Source organism: Cupriavidus sp. U2, from assembly GCF_009663685.2.
GTDB lineage: Bacteria > Pseudomonadota > Gammaproteobacteria > Burkholderiales > Burkholderiaceae > Cupriavidus > Cupriavidus necator_C.
On the sequence record NZ_RCOG02000027.1, the window covers coordinates 320,765 to 336,850 of the forward strand.

15 protein-coding genes are annotated in these 16,086 nt (G+C 69.0%); 7 read left to right on the forward strand and 8 right to left on the reverse strand.

The genetic code is table 11. The annotated features are described in order from the left end of the window. Positions 1-20: 20 nt before the first annotated feature. From D9X30_RS21025 to D9X30_RS21040, 4 genes are all read left to right on the forward strand, one after another. On the forward strand, positions 21-1,202 hold the full coding sequence (locus D9X30_RS21025) for a serine hydrolase domain-containing protein (RefSeq protein WP_153945933.1): 1,182 nt from the start codon (positions 21-23) through the stop codon (positions 1,200-1,202). Positions 1,203-1,265: 63 nt separating this feature from the next. Further along, a complete protein-coding gene (locus D9X30_RS21030) occupies positions 1,266-1,994 on the forward strand; it encodes a maleate cis-trans isomerase family protein (protein ID WP_153945932.1) in 729 nt (242 codons plus the stop codon). A gap of 27 nt (positions 1,995-2,021) precedes the next feature. Then, the gene (gene hydA / locus D9X30_RS21035; protein ID WP_153945931.1) at positions 2,022-3,440 is read left to right on the forward strand and encodes a dihydropyrimidinase; all 1,419 of its coding nucleotides are present in this window, start codon (positions 2,022-2,024) and stop codon (positions 3,438-3,440) included. 5 nt (positions 3,441-3,445) lie between these two features. Then, complete coding sequence (locus tag D9X30_RS21040; protein WP_153945930.1) at positions 3,446-4,183, forward strand: aspartate/glutamate racemase family protein; 738 nt, start codon at positions 3,446-3,448, stop codon at positions 4,181-4,183. 70 nt (positions 4,184-4,253) lie between these two features. Here the strand turns inward: D9X30_RS21040 and D9X30_RS21045 are convergent, their stop codons facing one another. The 4 genes from D9X30_RS21045 to D9X30_RS21060 all read right to left on the reverse strand — a co-directional run bounded on the left by D9X30_RS21045 (position 4,254) and on the right by D9X30_RS21060 (position 10,287). Further along, entirely contained in the window at positions 4,254-5,564 is a 1,311-nt protein-coding gene (locus D9X30_RS21045) for a TolC family protein (RefSeq protein WP_228770759.1), read from the reverse strand. Next, on the reverse strand, positions 5,561-8,692 hold the full coding sequence (locus tag D9X30_RS21050; protein ID WP_153946104.1) for an efflux RND transporter permease subunit: 3,132 nt from the start codon (positions 8,690-8,692) through the stop codon (positions 5,561-5,563). Before D9X30_RS21050 ends, D9X30_RS21045 begins: the two co-directional genes overlap by 4 nt. Beyond that, entirely contained in the window at positions 8,692-9,771 is a 1,080-nt protein-coding gene (locus D9X30_RS21055; protein WP_153945929.1) for an efflux RND transporter periplasmic adaptor subunit, read from the reverse strand. Before D9X30_RS21055 ends, D9X30_RS21050 begins: the two co-directional genes overlap by 1 nt. A gap of 87 nt (positions 9,772-9,858) precedes the next feature. Then, entirely contained in the window at positions 9,859-10,287 is a 429-nt protein-coding gene (locus tag D9X30_RS21060) for a hypothetical protein (protein WP_153945928.1), read from the reverse strand. Positions 10,288-10,671: 384 nt separating this feature from the next. Between D9X30_RS21060 and D9X30_RS21065 the strand changes: the two genes are divergently transcribed. Beyond that, positions 10,672-10,926 (forward strand): hypothetical protein, encoded by a 255-nt coding sequence (locus D9X30_RS21065; protein WP_153945927.1) that lies wholly within the window; start codon positions 10,672-10,674, stop codon positions 10,924-10,926. A gap of 64 nt (positions 10,927-10,990) precedes the next feature. On the opposite strand, the gene D9X30_RS21070 is transcribed toward D9X30_RS21065, so the two are convergent. Next, positions 10,991-12,196 carry an MFS transporter gene (locus tag D9X30_RS21070; RefSeq protein ID WP_153946103.1) on the reverse strand — a complete coding sequence of 402 codons (1,206 nt, stop codon included), beginning with the start codon at positions 12,194-12,196 and terminating at the stop codon, positions 10,991-10,993. Positions 12,197-12,353: 157 nt separating this feature from the next. On the opposite strand from D9X30_RS21070, the gene D9X30_RS21075 reads away from it, so the two are divergent. Beyond that, positions 12,354-12,878 (forward strand): winged helix-turn-helix transcriptional regulator, encoded by a 525-nt coding sequence (locus D9X30_RS21075; protein ID WP_153945926.1) that lies wholly within the window; start codon positions 12,354-12,356, stop codon positions 12,876-12,878. Positions 12,879-12,912: 34 nt separating this feature from the next. Continuing rightward, positions 12,913-13,707, forward strand: a complete 795-nt coding sequence (locus D9X30_RS21080) for a helix-turn-helix transcriptional regulator (RefSeq protein WP_153945925.1) — start codon at positions 12,913-12,915, stop codon at positions 13,705-13,707. Positions 13,708-13,719: 12 nt separating this feature from the next. Here D9X30_RS21080 and D9X30_RS21085 read toward each other — a convergent pair whose 3' ends face one another. Genes D9X30_RS21085 through D9X30_RS21095 form a run of 3 tightly spaced genes read right to left on the reverse strand, consistent with a single transcriptional unit; the run spans position 13,720 to position 16,071 of the window. After that, entirely contained in the window at positions 13,720-14,226 is a 507-nt protein-coding gene (locus tag D9X30_RS21085) for a RidA family protein (protein ID WP_153945924.1), read from the reverse strand. Next, a complete protein-coding gene (locus D9X30_RS21090) occupies positions 14,223-15,095 on the reverse strand; it encodes a PhzF family phenazine biosynthesis protein (RefSeq protein WP_249641032.1) in 873 nt (290 codons plus the stop codon). The genes D9X30_RS21085 and D9X30_RS21090 overlap by 4 nt, the downstream gene beginning before the upstream one ends. Beyond that, the gene (locus D9X30_RS21095) at positions 15,088-16,071 is read right to left on the reverse strand and encodes a Bug family tripartite tricarboxylate transporter substrate binding protein (RefSeq protein WP_249641033.1); all 984 of its coding nucleotides are present in this window, start codon (positions 16,069-16,071) and stop codon (positions 15,088-15,090) included. The genes D9X30_RS21090 and D9X30_RS21095 overlap by 8 nt, the downstream gene beginning before the upstream one ends. Between the last annotated feature and the right edge of the window lie 15 nt (positions 16,072-16,086).

The window sequence follows — 16,086 nt, forward strand, 5'->3', positions numbered from 1 at the left end:
TCCGCCTGGAGGAGACACCCATGAAACGACTCAACCCGATCCTCGCTGCGGCGCTGCTGGCCTTCGGCGCACCGCTCGCGCAGGCTGCCCCGGCCACGGACGGTGGCATCCCAACGGCGCAGCCCGAAGCGGTCGGCGTCGATTCCGCGCGGCTGGTCGCGCTGTCCGAATGGATTCGCCGCGACAAGCTCGACGTGCGGAGCCTGCTTGTCATCAAGGACGGCAAGCTCGTGTTCGAACGCTACAGCGAAGGCCTCGGACGCGACTACAACCACGAACTGTATTCGGTGACCAAGTTCATCAGCGCGCTGCTGGTAGGCACGCTGGTCGGTGACGGCAGGCTCGCCGCCACCGACACCCCGGCACCACGCCTGGCGGCGGCACGCCCGGATCTGGCATCGGCCCTGGCCGACAAGCAGCAGATCCAGCTGCGCCATCTGATGTCGATGTCGAGCGGCCTGTCGTACAAGCTCGTCGAGGGCACCGACACGCTCTACTACGGCGTGCCGGACCGCCTGAAGGTGGCCGCCTCCGCCAGCGTGCGTACCACGCCAGGCACCGAGTTCGACTACATCGACGTCAACCCGGTGCTGGTCGGCGCGACGGTCAGCCAGGTCACCGGCATGCCCGAGCAGCAATATGCGGCCAAGCGGCTGTTCGAACCGCTCGGCATGTCCCACTACCGCTGGGACGGTGCCGACGGCAAGGGCGCCGTCTCCGGCGGCTGGGGCCTGCGGCTTCGCTCGATCGACATGGCGCGGCTTGGCATGCTGATGCTGAACCAGGGCCGCTGGAATGGCCAGCAGATCGTACCGGCGTCCTGGGTGGCGCAGATGACCACGCCGTCCGGCGCGGCAAGCGACTACGGCTACTACTGCTGGGTCAACAACATCGTGAAGGGCGAGCGCGAGTTCAGCGCCATGGGCTATAAGGGCCAGTTCATCACGGTGCTGCCCAAACAGAACGCGGTGATCGTCATGAACAGCATCATGTCGACGCAGGGCGGACTGCGCGACGCAAAGTATCTGGACCTGTATCGTCAGATGGTCAACGATTACGTGCTGCCGGCATTGCAGGCCGGCGCCACCGTCAAGCCGGACGCCACGCGTCAGGCCGCGTTGAAGAAGGAGCTGGAGCTGGCACGCACCACCCAGGGCGTGCCCGGCACCCAGCTCGCCTTCAACGACAAACCCGAACAATAAGACCAACATCCAATCCCGAGGCGCCGCGCCCAGACGGTGCCCGAATACTCTTGAGAACCAACCATGAGCAAGCAGATTCGTCTTGGCATGCTGACGCCATCTTCCAACACTGCGCTGGAGCCCATTACCAGCGCGATGGTCAGCGGCCTGCCCAACGTCAGCGCGCATTTCTCGCGCTTCACGGTCACGGAGATTTCGCTGCGTGACCAGGCGCTGGGCCAGTTCGACCTGGAAAAGATCCTGGGCGCGGCCCGGCTGCTGGCCGATGCGCGCGTCGATGTGATCGCGTGGAACGGCACGTCGTCGGGCTGGCTCGGCTTCGACCGCGACCAGGCCCTGTGCAAGCAGATCACCGAGGCCACCGGCATCCCGGCCACTACCTCGGTGCTGGCGCTGAACGAGATCCTGGAGAAGACCGGCGCACGCCGCTTCGGCCTGGCCACGCCCTACCTGAACGACGTGCAACAGCGCATCGTCGCCAACTACCAGCGCAGCGGCTTCGATTGCGCGGCTGAACGCCATCTGGACCTGCACGTGAACTACAGCTTCGCCGAAGTCGAGGAAGACACCATCCGCAAGATGGTGCGCGAACTGGCGGGCCAGAACGTGCAGGCCATCAGCACGTTCTGCACCAACCTGCGCGCCGCGCACCTGGCCGAGGAACTGGAGGCCGAAACCGGCATCCCGTTGTACGACACGATCTCGACCGTGGTGTGGAAGTCGCTGCGGCTGGCTGGCGTGGACACCAGCGCCCTGAAGGGCTGGGGCCGTCTGTTCCGCGAAGTCGCGTAACGCCGAGCAAACCGGAGAGTGATGATCATGCCTGCAGACAACAATCTTGACCTCGTGATCCGCAATGCCGACGTGGTCACCGCTTCCGACCGCTTTCGCTGCGACATCGGGGTACGCGGCGGCAAGATCGTGGCCCTTGGCCACGGCCTGCCCGCCGCACAGCAGGAAGTCGACGCCGCAGGGCTGCTGGCGCTGCCCGGCGGTGTCGATGGCCACTGCCACCTGGACCAGCCCATGCCAGACGGCATGCGCATGGCCGATGACTTCTTCACCGGCACGCGCGCGGCCGTGTGCGGGGGCACCACCACGGTGATCCCGTTCGCGGCGCAGGAAAAAGGCGCGTCGCTGAAGGCGGCCGTGGCCGACTACCACCGCCGGGCCGACGGCCGCGCCGTAATCGACTACGCATTCCACCTGATCGTGGCCGACCCCACGCCGGCCGTGCTGCAGGACGAACTGCCGTCGCTGATCCGTCAGGGCTACAGTTCGTTCAAGGTCTACATGACCTACGACGACCTGAAGCTTTCCGACCGCGAAATGCTCGAAGTGCTGGACGTCGCGCGCCAGAACCGGGCGCTGGTGATGGTGCATGCGGAGAATGCGGACTGCATCTCGTGGCTGACCGACAAGCTGACCGGCGAAGGCCGCATCGCGCCGCGCTTCCACGGACTGGCCCGCCCGGCCGTGGTCGAGCGCGAAGCCACCCACCGCGCGATCTCGTTCGCCGAACTGGTCGACGTGCCGATCCTGATCGTGCATGTGTCCGGCAAGGAAGCCATCGAGCAAATCCGCTGGGCGCAGGGCCGCGGCCTCAAGATCCTGGCCGAGACCTGCCCGCAGTACCTCTACCTGACCGCCGAAGACATGGGCCTGCCCGGAGACGACGGCTACGAAGGCGCCAAGTGCATCTGCAGCCCGCCGCCGCGCGACCCGGAAAACCAGGCCGCCGTCTGGCGGGCGCTGGCCAACGGCGTGTTCAGCGTATTCTCGTCGGACCACGCGCCGTTCAACTATGATGACCCCGAAGGCAAGAAGCTGGGCGGCGTGGCCCAGCCGTTCGACCATATCCCGAATGGCGTGCCCGGCATCGAGACCCGCCTGCCGCTGCTGTTCGATGGCGTCCAGCGCGGCAAGCTGTCGCTCCACCAGTTCGTCGAACTGACGTCGTACCGTCCGGCCAGGATCTACGGCCTGTACCCCCGCAAGGGCACCATCGCGGTGGGCGCCGATGCCGACATCGTGCTCTGGGACCCGGCGCGCAAGGTTCGCATCGCCAACAGCAACCTGCACCACGCGGTGGACTACACACCGTACGAAGGCATCGAAGTCACCGGCTGGCCGATGACCACGTTCTCGCGCGGCGAGATGATCGTGCGCAACGGCGAATACCTGGAGCCGGCCGCCGGACGCGGCAAGTTCCTCGAAGCGGGCCAACCCGAACTGTGATCGCCATGAACCTCCTGATCGTCAATCCCAATATCAGCGCGTCGGTCACCGACCTGATCCACGCGGAAGCACAGCGCACGGCGTCGCCGGACACCCGCATCACGATGGCCACGGCTGCATTCGGCGTGGCCTATATCGAAACCCGCTTCGAGGCGCTGGTGGGCGGCTACGCCACGGCGTGCGCCGCCGCAGAGCACGCGGGCAGCTTCGACGGCCTGATCGTCGCCGCGTTCGGCGACCCCGGGCTGGCCGGCCTCAAGGAACTGTTCGACGTACCGGTCGTCGGCATGACCGAAGCGGCGCTGGCCAGCGCCTGCCTGCTGGGACAGCGTTTCTCGATCATCGCGATCTCGCACCGCATCGAGGCCTGGTATCGCGAATGCGTGGCCGCGAACGGCCTGGCATCGCGGCTGGCCAGCATCCGGTCGCTGCAGACGCCGCTGCGCGACATCGGCAGCGTGCAGGAAGACCACGCGGCCCGGCTGGAAGAGATGAGCCTGCAGGCCGTGCGCGAAGACGGGGCCGACGTGATCATCGTGGCCGGCGCCCCGCTGGCCGGACTGGCGCGTTCACTGCAAGGCCGGATTCCGGTGCCGGTGGTCGATGGCGTCAGCAGCGCGGTGCGGCATTGCGAATCGCTGGTGGCGCTGCGCGCCGGCAGCGCCCGCGAAGGCAGCTTCGCGCGGCCGCCGCAAAAGGCCAACGCGGGCCTGCCGCCCGCCCTGGCGCGCCTGCTGGCGTAATCCCGCCGCCCGCTTGCGCGAGCCGGGCGCCGGAGAACGAGGTGCCCGGCCTGGCGCCGGGCACCTCCGGTCAAGGCGACTCGAACCGCGAGTGCTCGTGCAATTCCAGCCGCAGCTTCTGCTGCGCCTCCAGCGCATTGACCATGGCCGTGCGCGCCGCGAGCGTGGTCTCGGTCAGCCCCCGCCGCACCACCAGCAACTGGCCGATGCCGATCTCGCCGGCCGCATAGGCACGTGCGGCGCGATCGGCGGCGCTCTGGTCGAGCGTCAGCGCCGCCTGCTGCGCGCGCGCAGCCTGCTCCAGCCCCGCCACCGATCTGGCCAGCACATCGAACTCTGCTCCGGCAGTCTGTTCCACGGCCGCACGGCGCCGTGCGGCGGCTTCGGCGTCGGCCGCCGCCGCCAGCGCGACGGATCGCCGATGCGCGGACCCCAGCGGCATCGAGATCGACAAACCCGCAATGCGCTCCGCGCCACCTCGCTCGACCGTGACGAAGGCGCCCACCGTCGGATCGGGCTTGCGCTCCAGGTCCGAGCGGCGGGCGGCACGGCTGGCTACCGCCTCATCGGCAATGGCCAGCCGCACGGCATGGCTGACGTCGAGATAGCGGGCCCGCGCGCCCTCGCCAAGCAGGTCGCCGGCAACCGCTGGCGGCAGCGTGGCAATCTGCGCGCCGACCGGCATGGCGGCGGGCAGGCCCAGCGCCGGAAAACGCGCCCGCAGTTCGGCTTCCGCCGCGCCCTGGGCGGCCCTGGCGCCGGCCAGCGCCGCTTCGGCGCGCGCCTGTTCGGCCTGCACGATTTCCAGGTCCATCGGCGCGGCGTCGCTGGCGCGCACACGCTTGCCGGTTGACACGACCAGGTCGGCGGCCAGCGCTGCACTGCGCGTCATGGCGGCCGTGGTCTGGCGTGCGCGCAGCACGTTGAACCACAGTGCCAGCATCTGCCTGGACGTTTCGTGCAGCGCGTCGTCCAGCGCGATATCACCCTGGTCGATCATGGCATCGGCCAGCGCCGCGTCCGCATCGGACTTGCCCCACAGGCGCAGCGGCCGCTCGAGGGCGACCTGCCCTTCCGCGAAGTTATCGGACGGGTCGCGCACATGGCGACGCTGCCCCGTGGCCCGCACCGCGAACTCGGCCGTGCCGGCGCGAATGCCGCTGGCCCGCGCGCTGGCACCGTCGCGGCGCGCCCTGGCTGCCGCCACGTCCGGCGCGGCATCGAGCGCGGCGCGCACCGATTCGGCCGCGGGCAGATAGCCGTCCTCGCTCACGGCAAGGGTCGTCGATGCCGGGCCTTCCGCGGCACAGGCGCCCGCAGCCCACCATCCGGCAACCAGCACGATGCCGAAGAACGTCAGTTTCAGGTCATGCGTCTTCATTGTTCCAGCCCTCCCACCGCGGCAGCCGGGGTACTGGCTTGCGCGGCGCGCTTTGGCATGCCGAAGCGTTCAAACAGCAGCGGCAACAGCAGCAGCGTCAGCGCGGTGGAAGTCACCAGCCCGCCCGACACCACGATGGCCAGCGGACGCTGGATCTCCGAGCCCGGCCCACTGGCCAGCAACAGCGGGATCATGCCGAGCGCCGTGATGCAAGCCGTCATCAGCACCGGACGCAGGCGATCCCTCACGCCGCGCTGCACCGCGCCGTGGATGTCGAGCCCATCCTCCAGCAGCGCGTTGAAGTGCGACACCAGCACCACGCCGTTGAGCACGGCAATGCCCAGCAGCGCGATAAAGCCGACCGATGCCGGCACCGACAGGTACTCGCCCGAGATCCGCAGCGCAGCAATGCCGCCGACCAGCGCGAACGGGATGTTGCCGATCACCAGCAGCGCCTGCCGCACCGAGCGGAACGTCAGCATCAGCAGCAGGAAGATGGCCGACAGCGCCAGCGGCACCACCAGCCCCAGGCGCGCGGCCGCGCGCTGCTGGTTCTCGAACTGGCCGCCCCAGACAATGCGCAGGTCCTTTGGCATGCCGGGCAGCGCGGCCACCGCCGCACGCGCATCCTCGACGAACCCGGTCAGATCGCGCCCATCGACGTTGACCTGCACGATGCCGAAGCGCGCGCCGTTCTCGTGGTTGATGCGCACCGGCCCGTCCACGCGACGCACCGTTGCCAGCGACGTCAGCGGCCAGGTCTTGCCGTCCGGCGCCGTCACCATCAGGCTCGTGAAGCCTTCGGGCGTCTGCCGCAGCGCATCGCTGCCGCGCAGCAGCAGCGGCGTGCGCACGACGCCTTCGGGCACGATGCCGATGCGTTCGCCCTCCACCTGGGCACGCAGCAGCGCCTGCAGCGCATCGCCGGACAGGCCGGCGCGGCCCAGTGCGGCCCGGTCCACGGCCAGCGTCAGGTACTGCACGCCTTCGTTGCTGGCGGCGATCACCTCGGCGGCGCCCGGCACCTTGCGCATCTGCCCGGCAATCGCGGCGGATGCATGGTTGATGGCCGCCAGATCGTTGCCGAACACCTTGATGGCCACGTCGCCGCGCGTGCCGGTCATCATCTCGGCAATCCGCATCTCGATGGGCTGGGTAAAGCTGTACATCACGCCCGGAAATTGCTCCATGACCTTGCGGATATCGGCGGCGATGTCTTCCTTGCTGCCCCGCCATTCGGACTTCGGCTTCAGCACCAGGAACGCGTCGGTCTCGTCCAGTCCCATTGGGTCCAGGCCCAGGTCGTCCGACCCCATGCGCGCGACAATGGACCGGATCTCGGGCACCGCCTTGAGCAGCGCCGCCTGCACGCGCCGGTCGATATCGAGCGATGTCTCCAGCGACACCGACGGCGCGCGCTGCATCTGCACGATCAGGTCGCCCTCGTCCATCGACGGCATGAACGTCTTGCCCACCGATGCATAGAGCGCCACCGCCAGCAGCAGGGCAGCGCCGGCCGCGCCGAACACCGCGCGGGCGTGACGCTGGCTCCAGGCGTGCAGCCGGTCAAAGCGTGCGGACACCCAGCGCATCAGGAACGGCGCATGCCCGTCATGCGCGCGCAGCAGCACCGATGCCAGCGCCGGCACCACGGTCAGCGCGATCACCACGGACGCGCCCAGCGCCAGCACGATCGTCAGGGCGACGGGGCCGAACAGCTTGCCCTCCAGCCCTTCGAGCGACAGCAGCGGCAGGAATACGATGGCGATGATCGACACGCCGGCCAGCATCGGCACCGCCACGCTGGACACCGCATGCCGGATGATGGCAGGCCGCAGCGCCGGATCGGTATGCCGCGCATGCGCGCGCGCGAGCCCCGACTCGATGTTCTCGACCACCACCACGGCCGCGTCGACGAGCATGCCCAGCGCGATGGCCAGCCCGCCCAGGCTCATGAGGTTGGCCGTCAGGCCCACGTAACGCATCATCAGGAAGGTGGCCAGCAGCGACAGCGGCAACGTGGCTGCCACCACCAGCGCCGCCCGCAGGCCACCGAGGAACAGGTACAGCGTGACGATCACCAGCAGGCTGGCCTCGACCAGCGCGCGCACCACGGTGTTTGCCGCGCGCGATACCAGTTCGCCCCGGTCGTAGAACACCTTCGTGCTCATGCCCCTGGGCAGGGTGGGCGCCAGTTCGTCGAGCTTGTCCTGCACGGCCTTGACGACCCTGGACGCATCGGCACCGCGCAAGGCCAGCACCAGGCCCTGCACCGCCTCGCCCTTGCCGTCCATCGACACCGCGCCGTTGCGCGTGGTGGACCCCAGCCGCACGGTCGCCACGTCGGCCACGGTGACCTGGGCCACCTGCGCCGCATCGGCGCCCGCCTGCACGACGATGCGACGCAGGTCGTCCAGCCCGCGCACGCCGCCTTCCACGCGCACCACCCAGGTTTCGTCGCCCTGCTCCACGCGCCCCGCGCCGTCGTTGCGGTTGTTGCTTTCCAGCGCCTGGCGCAACTGCTCCAGCGTCACGCCACGCGCGCGCAGCCGGGCTGGATCGGGAATCACCTCGTAGCTGCGTACCTCGCCGCCCAGCGCATTGACGTCTGCCACGCCGCTGACGGTACGTAGCGCCGGGCGGATCACCCAGTCCAGCACCTGGCGGCGCTCGGCCAGCGTGTGGGTATCGCTTTCGAGCGTGAACATGAACATCTCGCCCAGCGGCGTGGTGATCGGCGCGAGGCCGCCCACCGCGTTGTCGGGCAGGTCCCGCATCAGGCCGGACAGCCGTTCGGTCACCTGCTGGCGGGCCCAGTACGGGTCCACGCCCTCCTCGAAGTCGACGGTCACGTCGCTGAGCCCGTACTTCGACACCGACCGTACGATGGTCTTCTGCGGGATGCCCAGCAGTTCCTGCTCGATCGGCGTGGACACGCGCTGCTCTACTTCCTCGGGCGTCATGCCGGGGATCTTGAGGATGACCTTGACCTGCGTCGGAGCGATATCCGGGAAGGCATCGATCGGCAGGTTGGCATACGCCCAGGCGCCGGCACATGCGAGCACGGCGGCCGCGATCAGCACCAGCACGCGCTGGCGCAAGGCGGCATCGACGATTCTGTCCAGCATCATTGGCCTCCGACGAGCATGCCTTTGAGCGCGCCGATGCCCGTGACGGCCACCCTGGCGTCGGCCGGCAGCACGCCACGCACCGTGGCAAAGGCATCGTCCGTGGCATCGACCGTCACCGGGTAATAGGCCACGCCGTCCTTGACGGCCACGAACACCCCTGCCTTGCCTTGCGTGTAGGTCAGCGCGGCCACCGGCACGCGCAGGCGGACGCCGGACTGACCGGTTGCGCCGCCGGTGGCCGCGCCCAGGTGGATGACCACCCCGACGCTCTCGCCAGCCTGCAGGCTGCCACGCGCGTCCAGCGTGGCCCGGATGCGCACCGAGCCAGTCCCGTCGCTGGACGGCACCACGCCCGCCACCTTGCCGGCCGCGCCACGCTGGCGGACCTCCACGCGCTCGCCGCCGCGGATCGTGGGCACGTCGCGGCCCACCAGCAGGTCAAGCTCCAGCGCATCGGGATCGACGATGCGGAACAGCGGCGCCGAGGCATCGACGCGCGTGCCCGGCACGGCGTGGATCTCGGCAACCAGCCCGTCGCGCCCCGCCACCATGCGCGCGTCGCCACGCGGGCTCACGCCAATGCCGGCGGCCGCCATTTCGGCCTCGCGCGCCCGCACGGTAGCGGCGGCCTCGCGGGCGCGCGCCTGGGTGGTCTCCCAGCGGCTGCCGGCAATGATGCCGTCGTCGTGCAACTGGCGGTCGCGCTTGAGCGCAAGCTGGGACAGCGCTGCCTGCGAACGGGCTTCGGCCAGCGCACGGGTGGCCTCGAACATCTGCGGGCTGGCAAACAGCGCCAGCGGCTGGCCCTTCTTCACGGACTGGCCGATGGCAACCAGCACTTGCGACACCATTCCCGGATATGGCGCGGCCACCACAAACTGCGCATCGGGACGCAGCACCACGCGCGCGGTAGCGCCGATTTCCATATGCGCGGCGTTCTCGGCAGCCGCGAAGCGGATGCCCAGCGCCTGGGCCTGGGCGGCGGTGAGCGCCAGCGTGCGTGCCTGGACGGGGGCGATACAGGTCAGCGCCGACACCGCAAATGCGGCCAGCGCCAGACGACGACGGAAAGACATTCCTGACTCCGAATCAATGCGAGTGAAAGCCGCACGCCGCAGGTCGCGGGCGTGCAAGGGCACCGGGTAGGCCCGGTGGGTTCGCTGTCAGGAATACAGAGGAGGCGCGTGCGCGGGCGGGGGATGGCTGCTGCCGCCGCGCCAGCGCAGGCGGTGCGGCGTGGCGGCACGTACCAGCGGCCAGGCGACCCATGTCGCCAGCACCAGCAGTACGGCACACAGGGCCAGCAGCGCCTCGATCATCGATGGATCGACATCGAGCCCCGGCCCGGCATGGCTCAGGCCTTTTTCGACATCGATCGAAAAAGGCTCGTCATCGGCATGGGGAACGGCAGCGATGGCCTGGGCCTTGCGCTCGTCGAGCACGACCTTGAACAGGCCCGGCATCGGGATATCCAGATGGAACCCGGTCTGGTGCGGCGTGCCCATGTGGGCATGCAGCAGCGGACCCAGGCACTGGATCACGATCAGGATCGTCAGGAAACCAAATCTGGTGAAAGGTACTAGGCGCCCCATGGCGGTGGAATCACAAGGTCGGGGCTGGCGGAGTTTGCGACCATCTAAGCCGGTTGCCGGCGCCATGGCTGGTCTGGCCAGGTATGTTGACGACGGCGCCCCCGTGGTGGAGGCAGGCTGCTCCCCCAGGACGGACCGAATGCTAGCACGGCTTGGTTGCCGCTGCCACCGCACCCGGACATGGCAGGCGGCCAGGCAAGCCGGACGACATGTCGCGACATGACATGACGAGACTTGTCAATCGCCCATTTCGACGACAAATAAGCGCATGACCGGGCGACCGTTCGATCGGCACACTATTGGCCGCAGTCACACAGAATCTGCCGTATGCTGAATTGTTCAGCGTGCAAGCGCGCCCTGTCCGACCCTGCCCGGAGGCGACTCATGCTTGTTGGAAGCGCAGTAGACAAGCTGCGACGTGAAGCAGCCGTCGCACGCGAGACCGCGCCCGTCGATCGGCGCATCGCACGACTTCGCCAGGACATTCGCTGGCAACTGCACTATGCAAAAACGCAGAAGGCCCGCGGCTACCCGGCGCGGGACTACGCGCGGGTACTCCGGTTACTGCGGCAGACCCTGAGCGTCGAAAGAGCCTATCGTGCCGCGTTGCGCAAGGCGGCGCTGGCCCGGCTGCTTTGAACCACCGCCGCCCTCCCGGCCGGATTTCCGCATATTGGGGAGCGGCGCACCGGCCACCCGGCGCTCACGGGCTCTTTGCCGCCCACCGCGCAGGGGACGCCGGTTCCACGCACGCCGGAGCCTTGCGCGTGGCGGCCCAGAACACCAGTGCCGCCACGCTGACCGCCGCACCCAGCGCGCAGACGCCATACCATCCGCCGGCCCCGTATGCCGCGGTGGTGCCGATGGCGCCCAGCCCGCTGCCCACGGCATAGAACAGCATATAGAGGCCGATGAGGCGGCCGGGCGCCTCCGGGCGCGTCCGGACGATCATGCTCTGGCTGGTGACATGCAGCGCCTGCCCCGCCGCGTCGAGCAGCACGATTCCCACGGCCAGTATCCACAGCGACACATGCAATTGGGCAAGCGGCCACCAGGCCAGGACCAGCATCACCAGTGCCGCCAGGGTCGTGCGCTGGCCGTGTCCGGCGTCTACCCACTTGCCGGCACGCGCGGCCGCCAGCGCGCCAATCACGCCCACCAGCCCGAACGCGCCGATGGCCGTGTGCGGCAGCGAGATCGGCGGCGCGCCCAGCGGCAGCACCACTGCGCTCCAGAAAATGTTTAGCGCGGCAAACATCAGCAGCGCCAGCATGCCCCTGACCTGCAGCGTGCGCTCGTGACGCAGCAGCGCGAACATCGACAGGATGAGACGCGGGTAGCTCACCCGCACGCGTGGCGGCGCAAGCACCGGCAAGCGGTTCCACAGCAGCACACCCGCCACGAACATCAGCATCGCCGCCGCAAGGTAGACCCAGCGCCATCCCGTAAGATCGCTGACCGCCCCGGCAAACACCCGGGCGGACAGCAGGCCCACGAACACGCCGCTCTGGGCTGCCCCGACTACCCGGCCCTGCTCGTGGACCGACGCCGCGCTGGCCGCATAGGCCAGCAGGCCTTGCGTCATCGCCGTGCCAAGCAGGCCCACCGCCAGCATGCCCGCGAACAGCGCGGGCAACGTCCGCGCCAGGGCCACCCCCACCAGCGCGACGACCAGCGCAACCAGCTGCACACGCATCAGCCGGCGCCTGTCGAGCAGATCGCCCAACGGCACGACGAACAGCAAGGCCAGCGCGCTGCCGGCCTGCGTCATCGCCACCACGCTACCAACGACCGCCACGTCGATCCGGAAATCGCGCGCCAGGGCATCGAGCAGCGGTTGAACGTAATAGACGTTGGCCACGCTGAAACCGGCCGACGCGGCAAACAGCGCGACAAGGCCCGTGGCCATGCCAGGGCCGCCCGGCCGCGCTGCGGCCTCGATGCGTGATCTTTCCAGCGTGTCTTCCGGTGCCATGGCGCCTATTATCCAGTTTCAAAACAAAACTGGTTGAATGCTAGGGCAGCCGGTTTTAAAATGCAACCAGATCATTGCGTGCCGAGACCCCATGCCAACACCTTCGACCCCCGCGACACCCGCGGCGCCCGTGACGCGTACCGCCCCGAAGCCCCCAGAATCCTGCCCGGTCGCCAGGTCTCTCGATGTGGTGGGCGACCGCTGGTCGCTCCTGATCGTGCGCGACGCCTTCGATGGCGTGCGGCGCTTCAGCGATTTCCAGCGCGGCCTGGGCATGGCACGGAACATCCTGGCGGACCGGCTGCACAGGCTGGTGGAGGCCGGCGTGCTGGCATTGCAGGCGGCATCCGATGGCTCGGCCTACCAGGAGTACGTGCTGACCGCAGCGGGCGAGCGGCTGTTTCCGGTGGTGGTGGCGCTGCGCCAATGGGGCGAGCGGCATCGGTTCGCGGCCGGTGAGCGCCATTCCACGCTGATCGACCGGCGCACCGGCAAACCCGTGCCGCCCATGCAGCCCTTGGCGAAGGACGGCTCCGTCATACGCGCCGCCGATACCGAGGTCCGCAAGGTGAAGCAGGACAAGCAGGACATCGGCTCCGCCCGGACCGGCGTATGATCGCTGGCATCCCCTGGCCGCCGGAATGTCCGCGATGACCGACCGCCCTCATCTGTCTCCCAAACTGCATCTGACCGTCACGCACGGCTTTGCGCTGCATAACAGCCGGCAGCCCGCGTTCCGGCGCGAGTGGCACGAGCATGACTGCGGCATGCTGCTTTGGCCGCGCATGGGCCGGCTCAAGACGGTGTGGGATACCCCCGGCGATGCGCCGAGGGCGGCTGCGCACGCTACGGCGGCACGTGCACGGCGTGCCGCGACGCTGGTGCGCGGTGCCGCGGTGCTGCTGCCGGCGTCGACGTCCCACCTCACGGCGTCCGAGCATCGGCTGCAGCAGCACGGCGAACTCTATCTGCCCCCCGACCGCATGCCCGCCCTGCGGTATGGCGCGATCCGCCTGGACGGGCCCACTGTCGCCATGCTGGAGGCGCTGCTGGCCCCCAACCTGTCCACCCCGAGTGCATCCTGGCTGGTGCGTGCCATCGTCGAGCAACTGGTGACGAGCCAGCCGCTGGCGCATCCCGAAGCGCCGGCATCGATCGCCCATCGCATGGTGTGGCGCTTCACACAGGCGCTGGAATGCGACCAGCCCCTGCCGTCGATCGATGCGGTGGCCAGCGAACTCGGTGTGGCGATTCGCCAGTTGCAGCGGGCATGCCAGATCGAATTCGGCACCACGCCCGTGGCGATCCGGCGGCGCGTGCTGGCGGCGCATGCCAGGGCGCTGATCGCGACCGGGCATCCACCCGCCAGTGTCAGCGTGCAGCTGGGCTTTGCCTCCAGCGGCCATCTGCACCGGCTGCTGCGCGAGGTGCCGGCGCCGGCCTAGGCGCGGTGTTCCTCACACGCTGGCCACGATCGCTTCCACTTCGATCTCTGTCCATGCACAGTCAGGCAGACTGGCCACGCCCAGCGCGCTGCGGGCGGGCAAAGGCTGATCGGGAAACGCCACGCGCAACACGGCCGAAGCCGCATCGAGTACCGCGGGATGCCGCGTGAACGTGTCCGCCGCACGAATGAACCCGCGCAGCCGTACCACCTGCACCACGCGCGACAACTCGCCGCCACAGGCCAGCCGCAGCGCCGCCAGCGCATTCAGCATCGAGACCTGCGCCGCTTCGCGGGCCGGTATCAGGTCGTCGTCGGTGCGGCACAGACCGGCCATGGCCACGCCGTGCCGCCGGCAGACCTGACCGGAAATCGACACCCATTGCGCACCGCCGACCGGCACCGCGCAATACGGCGCGTAGTGTCCTCGGGGCGCCGATACCTCCGGCAGCACCAGACCCATCGCCGCGAGCCGCGCTTCCGGCGTGCCTGGCGGCGTGCCCGGTGCCTGTGCCGTCATGGCGCGCCCCATGCCGTCTGGCCACTAAGCCAGCAGCCGTCCGCCGCGCCCTGCTCGTCAATGCGCGGCGCCACCAGAATCTCCGACGGACTGCCCATGGCATCGCCTTGCCAGACGGCGATGGATGGCGCGGCGGCCGCGTCCGCCCCGTTGCCCAGACCGCCTTCGCCGGCCAGGTAGCCCCACAGCGCGGCGGCGGCGATGCCGGTGGCGGCGTCCTCCGGATAGCCCGACGATTTCGGAAACTGCCGCGCATGCACGATGCGCCGGCCATCCGCCTTCGTCGCGCCCAGCGCGTATGGATAGAGGCCCGTGGAGCCGATCGATTCGCAGAGCGCCTGCATCGTGGCGAAGTCGGGCTGCAGACCATCGAGCATCGCCACGGACGGCAGCGCCACCAGCGTCTTCACGCGGCTGGTGGCGGCGTTGGTCATCGACCACGCGCCCACCGGCAAGCGCAACTGCGCGGCCACCCGTGCACTGTCCTGCGCGCCCAGCGGCTGCGTGCGTACCGCCGGCTGCGAGATCCACGCGCATTGCAGCACGTCGTCCCACCGGGCGTGCACCACGCCGCTCAAGGTTTCGATCCGCGCGGTGGGCGTGGTCCACTGCCCCCACTGCCGTAGCGCCCATAACGTGCCGACAGTGGCGTGGCCGCACATTTCCATCTCGTGCTGGGGGACGAAGAAGCGGATGCGCCAGTCGCAGCCGATGGCGCTGGGCAATACAAAGGCGGACTCGTGCCCGTGCGAGGCGGCCACCGCCTGCATGGCCGCCGCATCCATGCGCTGTGCATCGGCAACCAGCGGCACAGGGTTGCCGCCCCGGCCATCACGCACGAATACGTGGATCAGACTGACTTCATTCACCTGTGGCTCCTACCGATCGTGCAATCGCTCCCCAATAGGGGATGTCCTTCTGTACGGCAGCCTGCAACGCCGCCGGCGTGCCCGGCCGGGCCGTGACACCCTTGGCGGCAAGGTCTTCCGCCACGGCCTTGTCTCGCAATACCTTGTTCAGTGCGGCATTGAACCGGTCCACCACCGCTGCCGGGGTCCCCTTGGGGAACGCAATGCCGTACCAGAGCTGCTGCTCGAAATCGGGCACGCCCTGGCTGGCAAACGTCGGCACATCGGCCAGCAGCGGCGTGGGCGCAGTGGTGGCGATGGCGGTGATCTTGCGCGCCTTGATGTACGGCGCCAGGCCCACCGGGTTGTCGAACATGATCTGCACCTGCCCGCCGATCAGGTCGGTGTAGGCCGGGGACGCGCCGCGATACGGCACGTGCACCAGCGGCACGCCCGCCAGCTTCTGGAACTGCTCGCCCATCAGGTGCGATACGGTGCCCACGCCCACCGAGCCGAAGCTGTGCTGCGTCTTGTCGGCCTTGAGCCTGGCCAGCAACGCCTTGACATCGGTCGACTGCAACTGGTTGTTGACGGCCAGCACGTACGGCGAGGTGCCGATGAACCCGGCATAGCTGAAGTCCCTGGCCGGATGGTAGGTCAGCTTGGGATAGATCGCCACGCTCACCGCGTGCGTGCTGGTGGTCACCACGCCGGCGGTGTAGCCATCGGCCGTGGCGCGTGCCACGTAGGCCGAGCCCAGCGTGCCGCCGGCTCCGCTGCGGTTGTCGACCACCACCGGCTGGCCCAGTTCGCGCTGCAGCAGCGGCTGGATCGATCGCACCACCAGGTCGGTGCCGCCGCCCGCCGGGAACGGCACGACGATGACAACGGGCCTGGCTGGCCAGGTTTCGGCCTGCGCGGCCCCGAAACAGAGTCCGGCTACGATGGCCAGCAGTGCGCGGCGCGCCGCGCGAGGCGGATGGGACAGGATTGACACGGGCTTCCTCCTTGT

Coding starts and splice junctions, on each gene's coding strand:
- D9X30_RS21025 (WP_153945933.1), top strand. CDS start 21: ATGAAACGACTCAACCCGATCCTCGCTGCGGCGCTGCTGGCCTTCGGC.
- D9X30_RS21030 (WP_153945932.1), top strand. CDS start 1,266: ATGAGCAAGCAGATTCGTCTTGGCATGCTGACGCCATCTTCCAACACT.
- hydA (WP_153945931.1), top strand. CDS start 2,022: ATGCCTGCAGACAACAATCTTGACCTCGTGATCCGCAATGCCGACGTG.
- D9X30_RS21040 (WP_153945930.1), top strand. CDS start 3,446: ATGAACCTCCTGATCGTCAATCCCAATATCAGCGCGTCGGTCACCGAC.
- D9X30_RS21045 (WP_228770759.1), bottom strand. CDS start 5,564: ATGAAGACGCATGACCTGAAACTGACGTTCTTCGGCATCGTGCTGGTT.
- D9X30_RS21050 (WP_153946104.1), bottom strand. CDS start 8,692: ATGCTGGACAGAATCGTCGATGCCGCCTTGCGCCAGCGCGTGCTGGTG.
- D9X30_RS21055 (WP_153945929.1), bottom strand. CDS start 9,771: ATGTCTTTCCGTCGTCGTCTGGCGCTGGCCGCATTTGCGGTGTCGGCG.
- D9X30_RS21060 (WP_153945928.1), bottom strand. CDS start 10,287: ATGGGGCGCCTAGTACCTTTCACCAGATTTGGTTTCCTGACGATCCTG.
- D9X30_RS21065 (WP_153945927.1), top strand. CDS start 10,672: ATGCTTGTTGGAAGCGCAGTAGACAAGCTGCGACGTGAAGCAGCCGTC.
- D9X30_RS21070 (WP_153946103.1), bottom strand. CDS start 12,196: ATGGCCACGGGCCTTGTCGCGCTGTTTGCCGCGTCGGCCGGTTTCAGC.
- D9X30_RS21075 (WP_153945926.1), top strand. CDS start 12,354: ATGCCAACACCTTCGACCCCCGCGACACCCGCGGCGCCCGTGACGCGT.
- D9X30_RS21080 (WP_153945925.1), top strand. CDS start 12,913: ATGACCGACCGCCCTCATCTGTCTCCCAAACTGCATCTGACCGTCACG.
- D9X30_RS21085 (WP_153945924.1), bottom strand. CDS start 14,226: ATGACGGCACAGGCACCGGGCACGCCGCCAGGCACGCCGGAAGCGCGG.